Here is a 15,838-nt window from a genome sequence, read left to right as displayed (position 1 = left end):
GTCCCCATTATATCTCCGGTGTCGGCGGCCGCCCATCCGGCGGATTCCCTATTTGCCTCAGACAATGGTTGTAACTCTTCCGAAAAAACTGACTGAGGTTCCGCCATTCGTTTTCGGGGAGCAGGTCGAAGTCCCGTCGAGCGATTCCAGCTGTTGCTATGGAGCGGAAACGGGAAATCGATGTTCGAGACAAAAAATAAGAGCCGCCGACCTCAAACGGTCGACGGCTTTTAATCTGCGGGAGACGATTACATCATCCCGTCCATGCCGCCCATGCCCGAGTTGTTGTTGTTGCCTTTTTCCTCTTCCGGTTTGTCGGCCACAACAGCTTCGGTGGTGAGCACCATCATGGCCACGGAAGCGGCATTTTGCAGCGCGGAGCGGGTCACTTTGGCCGGATCCACAACACCAGCTTTGATCATGTCGACCCACTCGCCGGTCAGGGCGTTGAATCCGATGCCCACATCTTCTTTTTTCAGGCGCTCCACGATGATGGAACCTTCCAAACCAGCGTTGAAAGCGATTTGACGTACCGGCTCTTCCAACGCACGTTTGATGATGTTGACACCGGTTTTTTCGTCGCCGGACGCTTCCACCGCTTCCACCGCGCGGATGGCGTTGACCAACGCGGTACCGCCACCAGCCACGATACCTTCTTCCACCGCGGCGCGAGTAGCGTTGAGCGCGTCTTCGATGCGCAGTTTTTTCTCTTTCATTTCGGTTTCGGTCGCGGCACCCACTTTGATGACCGCTACGCCGCCAGCCAGTTTGGCCAGACGCTCTTGCAGTTTTTCTTTGTCAAATTCAGACGTGGTTTCTTCGATTTGTTGACGGATTTGTTTGATGCGGGATTCGATTTCCGCTTTGTCACCATAACCATCCACGATGATGGTTTCTTCTTTGGAGACGCGGACTTGACGCGCGCGACCCAGATAGCTGATGTTGGCCGTTTTGAGATCCAGACCCAGCTCTTCGGTGATGACTTGACCACCGGTGAGCGTGGCGATGTCTCCCAACATCGCTTTGCGGCGATCGCCGAAGCCAGGTGCTTTCACAGCCACAGCGGTGAAGGTTCCGCGCAGTTTGTTGACCACCAGGGTCGCCAAGGCTTCACCTTCCACATCTTCGGCGATGATGAGGAGCTGCTTGCCTTGTTGCACCACTTTTTCAAGCAGCGGCAGAATGTCTTGGATGTTGGAGATTTTCTTGTCGGTGATCAGGATGTACGGCTCTTCCAGCACGGCTTCCATCTTGTCCGTGTCCGTAATCATGTACGGGGAGATGTAGCCGCGGTCGAATTGCATCCCTTCCACCACTTCCAGCTCGGTGGTGAAGCCTTTGGATTCTTCGACCGTGATCACGCCGTCTTTGCCCACTTTTTCCATCGCTTCCGCGATCAGTTGGCCCACTTCATCGTCGTTCGCGGAGATCGCGGCCACTTGAGCGATAGATTCTTTACCTTCGATCGGTTTCGCGATCTTTTTGATTTCTTCCACGGCAGCGGCCACGGCTTTTTCGATCCCTTTGCGCAGGATCATCGGGTTGGCGCCGGCCGCCACGTTTTTCAGACCTTCACGAATGATGGCTTGAGCCAACACGGTAGCGGTGGTCGTACCGTCACCAGCCACATCGTTGGTTTTGGTCGCCACTTCTTTCACCAGTTGGGCGCCCATGTTTTCAAACGGATCTTCGAGTTCGATTTCTTTCGCGATGGTCACACCATCGTTGGTGATGAGCGGAGAACCGAATTTTTTCTCCAGTACCACGTTACGTCCTTTCGGACCCAAGGTTACTTTCACAGCGTTCGCCAGCGCGTCCACACCGCGCAACATCGCACGACGCGCATCTTCACTAAATTTGATTTCTTTCGCCATGATCGCTTCCCCCTCCTATATGTAGGGTGGTTTTATTTCAGTAAGATGTTGTCAAGCCGGTTTACTCTTCCACAATCGCCAGGATATCGTTTTCACGCAAGATGAGATATTCTTTATCTCCCACTTTTACTTCAGTTCCCGCGTATTTGGAGAAGATCACGCGGTCGCCTTCTTTCACTTCCAGCGCGATTTTTTCGCCGTTTTCATAACGACCGGTACCCACAGCGATAACTTTTCCTTCTTGCGGTTTCTCTTTCGCCGTTTCCGGCAACACGATACCGCTGGCCGTTTTTTCTTCTTTTTCGATCGCCTCAATTACCACGCGATCGCCCAAGGGTTTGATCATGGGAAACACCCTCCTTCACGAGCGCATTTTGTCGGGGTTTGTTAGCACTCAACCAAAATGAGTGCTAACACCAATTATAATGATATGCATATGATACCCATTTTGCAAGACCTCAATTGTAAAAAAATTGATTTTGAACGGGAGTGGAAAACCACTGTAAATATCCCGATTCCGGGCACAAAAAAAGCGGGTCGCCGGCGTGTACTTTCGCCACGCACCCGCTGAGGGCAGACCTGATCCAATGATGCAGACGAGAAGCGTGAAAAGTCCTTTCCCGCCTCCCCAGCATATCCTCGAGTGATCGGGTTAACGTAATCAATCGGTCGTTCCCCCATGATGGTTATGCCGTCGGCTCACTGTCATCGTTCTTTTCCATCTCCACTTCCGCCTCCCGTTGCATCCGCCGGTACACCCACATGCAGATGACCACACTGATCTCATACAGCACAATCATCGGTAAGGCGATCAAGATGTTGGTGACAATATCCGGCGGCGAAATCAAAGTGGAGAACACTACCAACGCCAAATAGGCAAACCGGCGGGCTTTCTGCAAAAATGCAGGCGTGATGATGGAGAGCCGCGTCAAAAACATAACCAAAATCGGCAGCTCAAACAAAAACGCGATCGGAAAGACGATGTTGAACATGAACCGGAAATAATCATACAGCCCGTATGTCTCCTGTGCCCCCAACTCTCGCGTCAAATTGGCCGAAAACCCGATCACATACGGAAAAATCACCTTATAGGCAAACAGCAAACCACCGAAAAACAATAGGATCGCCAGTGGAATGTAGCTGAGTGTCACTTGGCGTTCGCGCGGACGCAAACCAGGTTCGACAAATCTCCAAATGTGCCAGAGCGCAACGGGCAGCGTAAAGATCACCGCGATGAGAAAGGCCGATCCCATGTAGATGCGAAACGCCTCACCAGGTGAAAAGATATGAAACGAGATGTTGTCGGGAACATCCTTTTTCACCCACTCGATTATCGACCCGGCATATAGAAACCCCACAACCAAAAAGATGAAAAAGAATATCAATACCCATATGATCCGTTTGCGCAATTCGGCCAAGTGCTCCGTCAACGGCTGAGTCTGATCATCCATCATTGGTCAAACCTTCCCTCACTGATTTCATCCGTATTGTTTTCACAGGTGGTCTTCGGATGGGGTTTCGCGATCTTCTTCAGGCGGAAATTTTTTCAGGAAGTAGATCAGGGTCTGCAATTCTGTGGTCAAATCGATGTGGTGGATCCGTACACTGGGTGGCGCCGTCAACCGAGCAGGCGTAAAGTTCAAGATCCCCCGAATCCCCGCTGCTACCATGCGGTCCGTGACTTGCTGGGCGACATTGGCCGGCACCGTCAGGATCGCTACCTCGACATTGTGCAAATCCTTCACTTCCGCAAAACGATCGATCGAAAAAATGGGGATGCCGTCAATCTCCTTACCCACTTTGTTGGAATCGATATCAAATCCCGCTACGATCTTGGTATTGTGACTGCGGTAGAAATTGTAACGCAACAGCGCCGTGCCCAGATTACCGACACCGACCAGAACCACGTTGGTTACTTCGTCCTGCTTGAGGAAATCCCGCAAAAACTGAAGCAGATAATTGACGTTGTACCCGTATCCCTTCTTTCCCAACTCTCCCAAATACGAAAAATCACGTCGAATGGTTGCCGGGTCGATCTGCAAGGCTTCGCTCAGCTGGGCAGAAGACACACGTTGCTTCCCAATGGCGTGCAACTTCTCCAAATACCGGTAATACAAGGGTAACCGTTTCGCGGTTACTTGGGGAATCTTCTGATCAGCCATTTTCGCCTCCATACCCGAACGGTCCGCTGAGACCGTGTGTTCTCATTTGCCGATCGTGTCAAATTTCACAAAGTGTTGCTATCAACATCATACAACGGAGCCATTTCACCTGCAAGATTAACACGCATGTAAGCCACCGTGGCCCAATGTGATGATATCCTCCCGCGTAATTTTCTCACCCGCCAGGATACGAGGCAAAAAGACGTCAAACGAAGTGAACGGATCGTGCAACACGCATCCGGGAAGCCCCATCAGCGGAATCCCGCGGTAGTAAGCAATCAACAACATCGACCCGGGCAACATCGGGGTACCGTAACTGACAATATCAGCTCCCAGGTCCGCAATGGCACCCGGTGTACGGTCGTCCGGGTCGACCGACATACCGCCGGTGACGAGAATCAAGTCGGCCCCCTGATCGGCAAATGCGCGGATTTGTTGGGCGATCATCTCCTTGTCATCATCGGCAAATGTCTGCCCGATCACTTTGGAACCGTACTGTTCCACCTTTTCTCGTACGACCGGACCGAAGCCATCCTGAATCCGACCATGATACACCTCGCTTCCGGTCGTCACCACACCGACCCGGTGCGGACGGAAGGGCAACACCTCCAGCACGGGATGTTCCTGCCGACCGGCAATCGTCTCCACTTGCTTGATACGGCTTTCCGGCACCACCAATGGGATCACGCGGGCTGCGGCCACCTGTTGTCCCTTCCGGACAGGCGTGTGCGTTTTCAACGTGGATAGAACGACATGTTCCACACGGTTGATCGCTGTTAACGTCGGTACATCCACCCGAAGCAAACCGTCAATCCGTGATACGATATCTACTTTCCCCTCTTTCGGACGAGTCAGCTCCAACGCCTCATCCGAGCGCATCGCAGCGCGGGCAATCCGATGCGCCGCATCATCTTCGTGCAGTTCCCCTTCGGCCAGTTCCAATACGTATATATGCTCTTTACCGATATTCAGCAGTTTTTCGATATCCTCTTCACGAATGGTATGTCCCTTGCGAAACAACGGTCCTTTAAATTTACCGGGAACGACCGCCGTCAAATCATGCGCCAACACCATTCCAACCGCTTCTTGGGTTCGCACTTCTTTTAACTTGCTCTTCATCTTCCTTCCCCTCCTATCTATTTTAACGGTAGATCCGTCCGGGAAGTCACAGATCACTTACATCGGCACAATGCCAGACCCGCTCCGGCGTGATGACGACATGCATCCGTTGATCGTGTACTTCAGGGAAAACAGTTTCCACCATTTGAAACGGATAAGCCACACCAACCCGGATCATGCCAGCTCCCGCTCCTGAGAAAAACCGGTCATAATAGCCGCCCCCATAACCGAGGCGGTATCCCTTTTCATCAAATCCAACCCCCGGAACCACAGCCAAGTCCACTGCTGCGGGTATCACGCACCGGCCGGGTTCTTCGGGAGGTTCCAGGATCCCGTATGCTCCCTCGATCAACGGTGTATCAGGGTGGATCGCATACAATTCCATCGTTTTTGTTTTCGGGTCCGTCTTTGGCACCACCACGCGCTTGCCCGCTTGCCATGCGAACCGGATCGCATCCCATGTATCCACCTCGTTTCGAAAGGGGAGATAAAAAAAGACCGTACCGGCACGTCGAAACGATTCCAAATCCACCAATGTTTCCGTGACAGCACGCGACCAACGCCGCACTGTCTCAGCGTCCATCGTCTCCCGCAATCGGAGCAGTCGCGTTCGCAGCCGTTTTTTTTCTTCTTTTTGATCCACGGCGTTGCTTCCCCTTCCTTCAAACAGCATTTTTCCATGATCCACTCTTCATCATTGTAACTGAAAGAGGGCACTTCATGCCTTCAAAACAAAAAAGCCATCCGATCGATGGCGTTGGAACAACTCTCTTCGCCCCTATGTGGTTGATGATGGACCGAGGGCAAAATACGCTTCGTTTTAAGGAAAATGATGAAAAAACGCTCAGGCAGATACAGTATAAATCTGCCTGAGTGGTTAACAAAACATCTCTATCCGCTCAGCCTCTTGACGCCAAGCTTCCCGATGAAGTCACCGCCCGAGCAGGCACCGCGCTCAGTGCAGGTTGTGACTCCTGATCTGACTTATCAGAAGCAATGCCGTGATACACTGGATCGAGACCCTGCTCTTCTTCCTCGACGGCCACTCTGATCCCCATCAGTTTTTTGACCAACAAGCCCACAACAAATGCTGATACAAACCCCCATACCGAAGCCGCTACTGCCCCCGTCAGTTGCACGGTCAACAGGTGGGTCTGACCATTGGTCAGGAGACCATCCTTCAGGTCAAACAAGCCGACGGCGATGGTACCAAACGCTCCGTTAAATCCATGAACAGCCACGGCACCCACGGGATCGTCCGCCCTCAGCTTATCCACCCATTCGGCGGCCAACAACACGAGCACACCGGCTACCAACCCGATCACTATGGCAGCCGTCGCGGAGACGAAGGCGCATCCTGCAGTAATCGCCACCAAACCGGACAGAAACCCGTTGATGGCCATTCCCGGATCGGCCGTCTTCAGGCGTATGACGCTGAACATGATTGCCGACGCTCCACCGGCGGCCGCAGCGAGGAACGTATTCAACGCAATGTCCGCCAGCCGTCCATCCATCGCGTTCAAGGTGCTGCCTGCATTAAACCCGAACCATCCGAACCACAGAATAAAACCTCCGGCAGCCGCCAACGGGATGTTGCTTGGGGTGAAACCGCCTTTCCGGTCATAACGGTTGGCCCGTGGCCCCAAGATCATGGCCAACGCAAGGGCAGCAAACCCTCCCATCGCATGAATGGCGGCCGATCCGGCAAAATCTTTCATCCCTATTTTGGCCAACCACCCGTTAGCCGACCAAATCCAGTGACCGGAAATGGGATACATCAAACCACAAACGGCAAGTACGATCACAATGTAGGAGGAAAACTTCACCCGTTCCGCCACCGCACCGGAAATGATAGATGCAACAGCAATGGCGAATCCGATTTGGAACAACACGTAAGCTTCCATTGGCAGTCCTTCGGGACCGGTCGCACGACCGAAACCCACAAAACCGAAGGCATCTTTTCCGAACATCAGATGAATACCGATCAGATAAAAGGCCAGTGCGCCAAACGTCAGATCTACAATAATCTTCATCGTAGCATTGACTGCGTTTTTACTGCGAACAAACCCTGCTTCCAGCAAACTGAAGCCGCCCTCCATGAAAATCACCATGGCGGTCGCAATAATCACTCATACCGTGTTCAGTCCCGCAGTCATACTCTCCATTTCCCCCGATTCACATATTTGCTTAATTGAAAGTATAAATCATCATGTCACTTTTATCAACTTATTATGTTAGATTAATTGACATATTATTATATGGAATGCTGACAAACATCTCTGGCTTCCTCTATCTTGAACAGCCCCCACACCCGACGGATTGCCCTTTGTCCATCGCTCGGCTACACTGGTGATACGTGGGAAAGGTTGGGATTCAGTCATGGTGTTATTGCAAGCCAAAGGAATCGAAAAGTCGTTCGGTGCCACGCCCGTTCTCAGACAAGCCGACATGATGATTCGAGAAAAAGAACGGATCGGCCTGATCGGCGTCAACGGCGCCGGCAAATCCACTTTGGTGAAGATCCTTATCGGCCAAATCCCGCCGGATTCAGGCGAATTACATGTGGCCAAAAATGCCCGGATCGGGTATCTCGCCCAAGACGCTGGACTTGTAAGTGAACGGACCATGTGGGATGAGATGCTCTCCGTGTTTGAACACGTGAGGGACATGGAGCGGGAATTGCGCCGAATGGAGCAGGAGATGGGAAGTGCCGAGGTGTTGTCCGACCCGGCGCGGTACCAACAGATCATGGACCAATACGCCGCCCTGCAGACCCGTTTCGAAGAAGCGGGGGGTTACGGCTACGAAGCGCGGATTCGCGGCGCACTTCACGGTTTGGGGTTGGCGGATTTGCCCTGGACGGAAACGCGTTGCTCCGCTTTGAGCGGCGGCCAAAAAACTCGTTTGGCACTGGCGAAACTGCTTTTGGAAGAGCCGGATCTACTCATCCTGGATGAGCCGACCAACTATCTCGATATGAACGCCTTGGCCTGGTTGGAGCAAACGCTGGCCAATTACCCCGGAGCCTTGTTGGTGATTTCCCACGACCGGTATTTTCTCGACCGGTTCGCCCAGACCATCTACGAGATTGAACAAGGCCGGACTACGAAATATGCGGGCAATTATACCGATTATGTACGTCAAAAAGAAGTGATGTTGGCTCAGTTGGAAAAGGTCTATGAACAGCAACAAGAAGAGATTCGAAAGATGGAGGAATTCATTCGGCGCAACATCGCCCGCGCTTCCACGAGCAAACGGGCGCAAAGCCGGCAAAAGGCTTTGGAGAAAATGGAGCGAATCGAGAAACCGTTCCGGTCGGACGCTGCAGCCGCTATCCGGTTTGAAACGTCCGTCACTAGCGGTCGACAAGTGTTGCAGGTGGAAAACCTGTGCATCGGCTATGACGCTGCAGCTCCATTAGCCCGAAATCTCACCTTTCAACTGGAGCGAGGCGAACGCGTGGCATTGATCGGTCCGAACGGGGTGGGGAAAACTACCCTGCTCAAAACCATCGCGGGCAAGATTGCACTGTTGGATGGAAATGTACGCACGGGTACCGGTGTCATGATGGACTTTTACGACCAGGAACAAGAAGAGCTCGATCCGGCATCCACCGTGCTGGATGAACTGTGGAATGCCCACCCTGAGCTGAACCTGACCCAGATACGCACAGTGTTGGGACAATTCCTCTTTCAGGGAGATGACGTGTACAAACAGGTCAAAGAATTGAGCGGCGGGGAAAAGGCCCGATTGTCCCTGGCCAAACGAATGCTCAACCGCGCCAACTTCCTTCTAATGGACGAACCGACCAACCATTTGGACATGAGGAGCAAAGAACGATTGGAAGAGGCGTTATCGGGATATACCGGGACTTTGCTGTTCGTCTCCCATGACCGGTATTTTATCAACCGGTTGGCCACCCGCATTTTGGAACTGTCGCCGGACGGGGTGCGATCCTATCCCGGTAACTATGACGATTACCTGGTGAAACGGAACGAAGAAACGCCTAAATCGGTGCAAAACGATGTCAAACCTGCGGAAGCGCATCGGGAAGAAAACCGCAAAAAGCGGCAGGAGGAACGCCGCCGTCAACAGATCATCGCCCGGTTGGAACAAGAAATCGAGGAGCTGGAACAACAACGGGCAAAGATCCACGAACAGTTGTGTCAACCCGATGTCTATACCGATCCGGAAGAGAGCCGACGCTTACAGGAGGAGTTGGCACGGGTAGAAACCGCATTGAATGAGAAAACGGAAGAGTGGGCAGAAATGGCGGAGTGAAATGTACGAAAGGTTGCCGATCTGTTTTCAACAGACAGCAACCTTTCTATTTATCCGATGATCGTACCCTCACGGCCATTGATCAGGTTTGTGATCGATCCAATCAATATCATTCATTTTAAAAAATATGAAAAATATATTATCATCTATATCAGGGTTGGTTTCTCCTCAACTGATCATCAGGTACAGAGATCTTAAAAATCCAGTAGGAGGATCATCAAAAAATGCAGCTCCATTCACCCCTGCGAAAAGAACGCTCCGTAGCCCAACCATCCTCTTCGTATCGCTGGCTGATTTTAGCGGTTGCCACTTGGGCACAAGCGACGTCTACCTTGGTCACCTACGGAGTAGGTCCCCTTGCGGCGATTTGGCAAAAACAATGGGGATTGACCGCTGCACAAGCCGGACTGCTAGTGTCTGCCGTTCAAGTCGGTCCACTGTTTTCGATGCTATTGATTGGCCACGCATTGGACCGTTATGGGGAACGGTGGCTGGTCAGCCTTGGGGCTTGTATGCTGGGGATGACGTTTTTCCTTGTCTCCTTTACGACTCACTACCTCCTGCTATTGTTGTTGCTTGGCATCGTCGGGATCTGGTACGGTACAGCCCAACCTGGGGGAAGCAAAGTGATACTGCGTTGGTTCCCGAAAAAGGAAAGGGGACTGGCGATAGGTGTGCGACAAGCGGGCATCCCAATCGGGGGAGCCATCGGCGGCACATTGCTGCCATACTTATCCCTCCACTTCGGTTGGCCCTCCGCCGTGTATGCTCAATCTGTTCTTGCTGTTGCCGGAGGACTGCTGTTTCTGGCGTTATATCGGGAACCGCAGGTTTTCCATGAACATCAACATCAGACAAACAGCCGTTTACGGAAAAAATTGAAAGAGATCACCAGCAATCGAAAAGCGGTGCCCATTTTATGCACCGGTGTGATCATGGTGACACTTCAGATGGTGTTGGTAGGTCATTTGATGCTCTTTTTTGGAAATGAAAAGAAAACGGGACTAGTGCTTGCAGGACAGCTATTGTCCACCACGTTGATTTCCGGTATGGTGGGGAGAATTGTCCTCGCTCACATCAGCGATCGGTGGTGGAAAGGTAACAGGGAGTCTGCGCTTCAACTGTCGATATGGGCATCCGTATTCGGTATAACCGCACTGATTTTCCTGCCCGCCGCTCCGCCCATTTGGTCGCTCTTTGTGCTGTCTGCGTGGCTGGGCTTTTTCGGCATCGGTTGGTTCAGTTCATTTCTTCTGGCTGTCGCGGAACAGGCTCCTCCGCATTCGGAAGGACTGATGGTCAGCTACGCATTGACGCTGAATCAGGTTGCCATCATCCTGGCACCTGCAGTTTTCGGGTGGATCGCTGATCTGCAATCCTACTCCTTTGCCTGGTCGCTGTTGATCCTGTTGCTGATCGGAAACGGACTGTTGCTTGCGAAAAAGAGAAAGGAGGAGATCGGATGAAACTCTTCTGCGAATCCGCAGATCTGAAAGACTATTTGTGTGAGTTGGAAGAGTGGATTTTTCCCATCCCCTGATCCAGGAAAAAGTGCGGGAAATTCAAGCGGCCCACCATTCACCGCTGGAACGCGTGAGAATCGCATTTGAGTTTGTACGCGACAAAATTGATCATTCTTGGGACATCCAACGGGATTTTGCTATCAGCGGTTGACGTTGGGTGACACTCCGGATACCGGGTATGCCGTTCATGCGTTAAACGCCTTTTACCTGGATACCGTAGGCAAATGGGTACGTCTCGATGCCAGGGGCAACAAACCGGGTGTGCAGGCCGAATTTTCAATCGACGAAGAAAAACTGGCTTTCCCTGTCCGACCGGAAATGGATGAAATCAACTATCCCATCATCTACGCCAGACCGCAAACATCCCATGTGTTGAAGAAGCACACCAACGCGCTTGAGATGTATCAATACCATCTGCCGACGCGGCTTTAGGGCATACCTGATCCATATCGTCCGCATCGCTTTCCCAGCTCGCTCCAACTGAGCCCTGAAAGAAAGGAGATCATGGCAGCCCTAGGAGTCCCGGGACGAGATCAAAGAACGCTTCGCTTAGAGAAAATGACCCACGATGATAATAAAAAACGGCCAAACCCCAAAGATTCGGCCGTTCTTCTATCTACTTTCATCTTAGATGGATGGATTGCGACGGTGAAACCCCTTATACACCGAGTAGGCAAAGGTCAGCAGTACCAACCAGCCGATCCCGGTATAAACAGCAAAGCTCCATGCCGGATCAAGCAGCATGCTGAACAACACCAACACTAACACAACCGCACCGATCCACGCGAGAGAAAAGCCTTTCTTCTGGTAACGAGAGTAGGTGAGAAAGATAATGATCCAAGTGAAAATCCCGCCGAAAATCGAAATGCCAAACAGCGTATTGTAAGCTTTTGGATCGGATAGATTGAGGAGAATCGCGATACCCAATCCAAAGGAAGATGCGAGCAAGGCAACAAGCGGAACCCCTTGACGATTCACCTTTCCTAAAACGGCGGGAGCATAGCCGCTTCTGGACAGGGAAAAAATCATGCGCGTGCATGCATACAAATTGGCGTTCATCGTCGAGAGCGCAGCGGTGAGTATGATAAAATTCATCACTCCCGCTGCGTAGGGGATATTTAGTAATTGCAGCACTTTTACAAATGGGCTTTCCTCAATCCGATCCCCCCCGATTTGATTCCATGGGACGATACATACCATGACCAGCATGGATAAAAGATAAAAAACAACGAGGCGGATCATCATCCATTTCATCGCTTTGGAAAGCGCCTGCTTTGGTTTTTTTGCTTCGCCTGCCGTGATCGCGATAATCTCGGCTCCCATAAAACTAAACATCGCCATGGCACTGCCCATCCACACACCCGACCATCCATGAGGAAGCATGCCGCCATGGTCAAGCAAATTGTGAGTGCTTTGCGGAAAATGACCAAAGATGAGAGCGGTACCCAGCAGGATAAATCCAACGATGGAGACTACCTTTAAGGTGGAGAACCAGTACTCAAACCAGCCGAAACTCCGCACCGAAATTGCGTTAATCCCAATAATCAACAAGGAGCATCCAATGATCCAGATCCAAGAAGGGAGGTCTGGAAACCAATACTTCATATAAACCCCAATCGCCGTCGCTTCTCCGCCGATCGTAATCGCGTTGGCAGCCCAATAGGTAAAACGCACGACAAAGCCAAACCAAGGTCCCAAGTATTTTTCTGCATGGATACCGAATGAACCCGCTGTCGGATGAGCAACCGACAATTTGGATAAGCAAAAAACCATTGCCAGCACAATCATGGAGCTGAGAAGATAACTGAACAAAACACCCGGTCCGGCATAATGGATCGTTAAACTGGAACCCATAAATAATCCGGTTCCGATTGCACTCCCCAAGCCGATCATGATCAACTGTCGCTCAGACAACTCTCGCTTGAGAATATCCTCTCGTTTCTCAAACTCATCTCTGCTAAAACTCAACTCTACCACCCTCAGCATTATTTGATTGTAAATGGAATATATCGCTCTGCTCTATTTTACGGGAAATGCTCAGGAATTGCATAACACATTCCGGTTTGAAAACCATCGGAAAAATAAGGATGCCTTTTCAGGAATCCGGTCAACTCCTCACGCCGGCCATCAGCAAACGCAACAGTTGCTCTCGTTCGACTGCCAACCGCTGTGCCTCTTCCACACTGACCGCTTGAAAGGCAATGGTGCCACCGGGAAGTGTTTGGGCCACTAACGGTAAATCCACGGAGATGACGGTGGCGATCCGGGCATATCCGCCGGTCGTTTGCCTGTCTGCCATCAAAATGATCGGTTGACCGTCGGCAGGTACCTGTACCGTACCCATCACCGTTGCATCAGAGAGAATATCAGCCCCGCGACGGTGCGTGATGGGCGGACCCTGCAAGCGATATCCCATCCGATCGGCTTGTGTCGTCACGGTAAACCGGTTGTGCAAAAATGTGTGGACACCCTCTTGGGTGAATGACTCATGATCCGGTCCCAACACCACTCGAACCGTCGGATTACGTGCGTAGCGGGGAAGGTGGCGACGCGACAAACATATTTTTCTCTCTTTCGAAACGTTTCCCGATGCCGTTCCGACGACCAACGTATCTCCCTTTTGAAGCGCTCGCCCGCCCAAACCACCGATCTGTCCGCGGAGATACGTCGATTTGCTTCCCATCACCTCGGGCACATCGATCCCGCCTGCAACAGCCAGATAAGCACGAACGCCACACACCGGTCCTTGGAAGCGCAACACCTGTCCTTTTTTCACAGTAAACCCGCACCACATGGGAACAGGCTCTCCGTCCACCGTCGCCCCCAAATCCGCACCGGTAATCGCGATGAGGCAATCCCGGTGAAATCCGAATACCGCACGTCCCATGGTAATTTCCAGACCCGCATCGCTCCGGTCGTTTCCAACCAAAACATTGGCAGCCTGTAAAGCGAAGGGGTCCATCGGTCCGGAGACAACCATACCATACTGTTGATACCCCCAGCGACCACCGTCCTGAACCGTGGTCAACAGGCCCGGTTCCAGCACTTCCAGTGACGGCTTCACAGCTCTCCCACCCTTTTTACTTGAATGCGGTTCGCTTCAAATGCTTGCCGCAACTGGCGAACAAACGCCACCGCCTCGGGCTGATCGCCATGGACGCACACCGTGTCCGCCCGGATGTCCAGTTCGGAGCCATCAGCAGCTGTTACTTTTCCTTCGCGAATCATGCGGATCACTCGGGCCACAGCACGGTCCGGATCGTGGATAACCGCATCCGGTCGTGTTCGCGGCGTCAGTGTGCCATCCGGCTCATATTGACGATCGGCAAACACTTCTTCTGCCACGCGAAGTCCCACTTGACGCCCCGCCCGAACCAACTCGCTTCCGGCCAAACCGAACAGGATCAGGTGATCATCCACACGGGCTACTGCTTCCGCCACGGCCCGGGCGATTTCACCGTTGACGGCGGCAACGTTAAACAACGCTCCATGCGGCTTCACATGTTGGAGCTCTCCCCCGCAAACCCGAACAAAAGCCGATAAGGCCCCCACCTGATACACCACCAGATCGAACACTTCCTCCGGTGTCAGCTCCATCCACCTTCTGCCAAACCACTGACGATCGGGCAAACCGGGGTGAGCCCCGATCGCCACCCCTTTTTCCAGTGCCAACTGCACGGTACGATGCATCACATGGGGATCACCTGCATGAAAACCGCATGCGATGTTGGCTGACGTAATCCAGTCCATTACATCGGTATCACGCCCAATCCGATAGATTCCGAAGCTTTCACCCAGATCACAGTTGAGATCGATCCGGTCAGCCATGCTTCCACCCTCTTTCTCCGGTGATCCTTCGTAATATTCCCCAATCACGTCTTCTCCTTCAGCCACTCTCCCATATTCCACACATCTTCACCTTTTTCCACCGCATCCGCGATTCTGAGATACTCCGTCCGACCGACGGGGCGGAATCGCAAACGATCCCCTGCCTTTAGAAGGACCGGCGGATTGCGGGTCGGATCGTAGAGTGGAATCGGCGTTCGTCCGATGAGCCGCCAACCGCCCGGTGTGGAAATCGGATAAACACCTGTCTGTTCACCGGCAATTCCCACCGATCCGGCCGGTACCGATGATCGCGGCGTTGCCAGTCGGGGGGCAGCAATCTCTTTGGGCAGGCCACCGAGATAGGGAAATCCGGGGGCGAACCCCATCATGTAGACCACATATTCCGCCGAGGAGTGAATACGGACGACTTCTTCCGGTGTTTTGCCACACAGCTCGGCTAACGCTTCCAGATCGGGCCCGTATTCGCCACCGTAGCAAACAGGCAAGGAAATGATCCGAGGCTGCGGCAGTGGTTCTTCATCCAGCTGCTCCGCCAGTCTTTCAAGCAATTGAATCAACTGCTGATAGCTAACTTCGGCAGGGCGGTACAGCACTGTCACAGCCGTATACGAAGGGACCCACTCGATCACACCCGGTATGAATTGCCTCTCCAGCGCTCTGCACCATCGACGGACCCTGTCGTGAACAGATGGTTCGATGCGATCCCCCAGCCGAATGCACACCGCCTGATCTCCGATCGGTTGAAAGGAGAGCATTCCGATCCTCCTCATGAAACACATATATTCCCCACTCGCTACCGTACCACATTGGCTCCCATGTCATGCCATCGTGTTGACACGGGTGGCTTTTCTTCCCTTAGGTAAAATCCTCCTTAATCCAGGGAGAATATGCCCATATCCGACATCTCCACTTTTCACCGAAATTTTAACATAATTTTGGCGGTCACTCATTCCTCACCGTTCGTCCCTCGTTCACCCCCGAAAAAGTAGTGAGATCCATTACAACATATTTCCCGCGATTCGACTGCATC

14 protein-coding genes and 1 pseudogene are annotated in these 15,838 nt (G+C 52.4%); 4 read left to right on the top strand and 11 right to left on the bottom strand.

The window, feature by feature from the left end:
- Window positions 1-248 precede the first annotated feature (248 nt).
- From groL to KI215_RS01785, 6 genes are all read right to left on the bottom strand, one after another.
- Complete coding sequence (groL, locus tag KI215_RS01810) at window positions 249-1,874, bottom strand: chaperonin GroEL (protein ID WP_212773912.1); 1,626 nt, start codon at window positions 1,872-1,874, stop codon at window positions 249-251.
- 61 nt (window positions 1,875-1,935) lie between these two features.
- Window positions 1,936-2,220, bottom strand: coding sequence for a co-chaperone GroES (groES, locus tag KI215_RS01805; protein WP_212773911.1), 285 nt, complete (start codon window positions 2,218-2,220; stop codon window positions 1,936-1,938).
- Between the two features lie 340 nt (window positions 2,221-2,560).
- Complete coding sequence (gene tatC, locus KI215_RS01800) at window positions 2,561-3,328, bottom strand: twin-arginine translocase subunit TatC (protein WP_212773910.1); 768 nt, start codon at window positions 3,326-3,328, stop codon at window positions 2,561-2,563.
- Between the two features lie 39 nt (window positions 3,329-3,367).
- On the bottom strand, window positions 3,368-4,036 hold the full coding sequence (locus KI215_RS01795) for a redox-sensing transcriptional repressor Rex (protein WP_212773909.1): 669 nt from the start codon (window positions 4,034-4,036) through the stop codon (window positions 3,368-3,370).
- 117 nt (window positions 4,037-4,153) lie between these two features.
- The gene (locus KI215_RS01790; RefSeq protein ID WP_212773908.1) at window positions 4,154-5,155 is read right to left on the bottom strand and encodes a molybdopterin-binding protein; all 1,002 of its coding nucleotides are present in this window, start codon (window positions 5,153-5,155) and stop codon (window positions 4,154-4,156) included.
- Window positions 5,156-5,201: 46 nt separating this feature from the next.
- Complete coding sequence (locus KI215_RS01785; protein WP_212773907.1) at window positions 5,202-5,798, bottom strand: 5-formyltetrahydrofolate cyclo-ligase; 597 nt, start codon at window positions 5,796-5,798, stop codon at window positions 5,202-5,204.
- Window positions 5,799-5,875: 77 nt separating this feature from the next.
- On the opposite strand from KI215_RS01785, the gene KI215_RS01780 reads away from it, so the two are divergent.
- Window positions 5,876-6,028 carry a hypothetical protein gene (locus tag KI215_RS01780; protein ID WP_212773906.1) on the top strand — a complete coding sequence of 51 codons (153 nt, stop codon included), beginning with the start codon at window positions 5,876-5,878 and terminating at the stop codon, window positions 6,026-6,028.
- 26 nt (window positions 6,029-6,054) lie between these two features.
- Here KI215_RS01780 and KI215_RS01775 read toward each other — a convergent pair whose 3' ends face one another.
- Entirely contained in the window at window positions 6,055-7,284 is a 1,230-nt protein-coding gene (locus KI215_RS01775) for an ammonium transporter (RefSeq protein ID WP_275956730.1), read from the bottom strand.
- Window positions 7,285-7,534: 250 nt separating this feature from the next.
- Here KI215_RS01775 and KI215_RS01770 point away from each other — a divergent pair, with 250 nt between their 5' ends.
- The 3 genes and pseudogenes from KI215_RS01770 (at window position 7,535) to KI215_RS01760 (ending at window position 11,391) form a co-directional block, all read left to right on the top strand.
- Window positions 7,535-9,436 carry an ABC-F family ATP-binding cassette domain-containing protein gene (locus KI215_RS01770; RefSeq protein ID WP_212773905.1) on the top strand — a complete coding sequence of 634 codons (1,902 nt, stop codon included), beginning with the start codon at window positions 7,535-7,537 and terminating at the stop codon, window positions 9,434-9,436.
- Window positions 9,437-9,660: 224 nt separating this feature from the next.
- Window positions 9,661-10,902, top strand: a complete 1,242-nt coding sequence (locus tag KI215_RS01765) for an MFS transporter (protein ID WP_212773904.1) — start codon at window positions 9,661-9,663, stop codon at window positions 10,900-10,902.
- Window positions 10,899-11,391 (top strand): annotated as a pseudogene (locus tag KI215_RS01760) (transglutaminase-like domain-containing protein). Before KI215_RS01765 ends, KI215_RS01760 begins: the two are co-directional and overlap by 4 nt.
- 195 nt (window positions 11,392-11,586) lie before the next feature.
- Here the strand turns inward: KI215_RS01760 and KI215_RS01755 are convergent.
- From KI215_RS01755 to pxpB, 4 genes are all read right to left on the bottom strand, one after another.
- Window positions 11,587-12,927: an amino acid permease gene (locus KI215_RS01755; RefSeq protein ID WP_246512160.1), complete on the bottom strand. Its 1,341-nt coding sequence runs from the start codon at window positions 12,925-12,927 to the stop codon at window positions 11,587-11,589.
- A gap of 139 nt (window positions 12,928-13,066) precedes the next feature.
- Window positions 13,067-14,023, bottom strand: coding sequence for a 5-oxoprolinase subunit C family protein (locus tag KI215_RS01750; RefSeq protein WP_275956729.1), 957 nt, complete (start codon window positions 14,021-14,023; stop codon window positions 13,067-13,069).
- Complete coding sequence (locus KI215_RS01745; RefSeq protein WP_212775009.1) at window positions 14,020-14,787, bottom strand: LamB/YcsF family protein; 768 nt, start codon at window positions 14,785-14,787, stop codon at window positions 14,020-14,022. The genes KI215_RS01750 and KI215_RS01745 overlap by 4 nt, the downstream gene beginning before the upstream one ends.
- 44 nt (window positions 14,788-14,831) lie before the next feature.
- Window positions 14,832-15,563: a 5-oxoprolinase subunit PxpB gene (gene pxpB, locus KI215_RS01740; RefSeq protein WP_212773902.1), complete on the bottom strand. Its 732-nt coding sequence runs from the start codon at window positions 15,561-15,563 to the stop codon at window positions 14,832-14,834.
- Between the last annotated feature and the right edge of the window lie 275 nt (window positions 15,564-15,838).

The organism is Polycladomyces abyssicola (genome assembly GCF_018326425.1).
Lineage (GTDB): Bacteria > Bacillota > Bacilli > Thermoactinomycetales > JIR-001 > Polycladomyces > Polycladomyces abyssicola.
This window is presented reverse-complemented; position numbering and strand designations above follow the sequence as displayed.

Coding starts and splice junctions, on each gene's coding strand:
- groES (WP_212773911.1), bottom strand. CDS start 2,220: ATGATCAAACCCTTGGGCGATCGCGTGGTAATTGAGGCGATCGAAAAA.
- KI215_RS01790 (WP_212773908.1), bottom strand. CDS start 5,155: ATGAAGAGCAAGTTAAAAGAAGTGCGAACCCAAGAAGCGGTTGGAATG.
- pxpB (WP_212773902.1), bottom strand. CDS start 15,563: ATGCTCTCCTTTCAACCGATCGGAGATCAGGCGGTGTGCATTCGGCTG.
- KI215_RS01770 (WP_212773905.1), top strand. CDS start 7,535: ATGGTGTTATTGCAAGCCAAAGGAATCGAAAAGTCGTTCGGTGCCACG.
- KI215_RS01780 (WP_212773906.1), top strand. CDS start 5,876: ATGCCTTCAAAACAAAAAAGCCATCCGATCGATGGCGTTGGAACAACT.
- KI215_RS01745 (WP_212775009.1), bottom strand. CDS start 14,787: ATGGCTGACCGGATCGATCTCAACTGTGATCTGGGTGAAAGCTTCGGA.
- tatC (WP_212773910.1), bottom strand. CDS start 3,328: ATGATGGATGATCAGACTCAGCCGTTGACGGAGCACTTGGCCGAATTG.
- KI215_RS01795 (WP_212773909.1), bottom strand. CDS start 4,036: ATGGCTGATCAGAAGATTCCCCAAGTAACCGCGAAACGGTTACCCTTG.
- groL (WP_212773912.1), bottom strand. CDS start 1,874: ATGGCGAAAGAAATCAAATTTAGTGAAGATGCGCGTCGTGCGATGTTG.
- KI215_RS01765 (WP_212773904.1), top strand. CDS start 9,661: ATGCAGCTCCATTCACCCCTGCGAAAAGAACGCTCCGTAGCCCAACCA.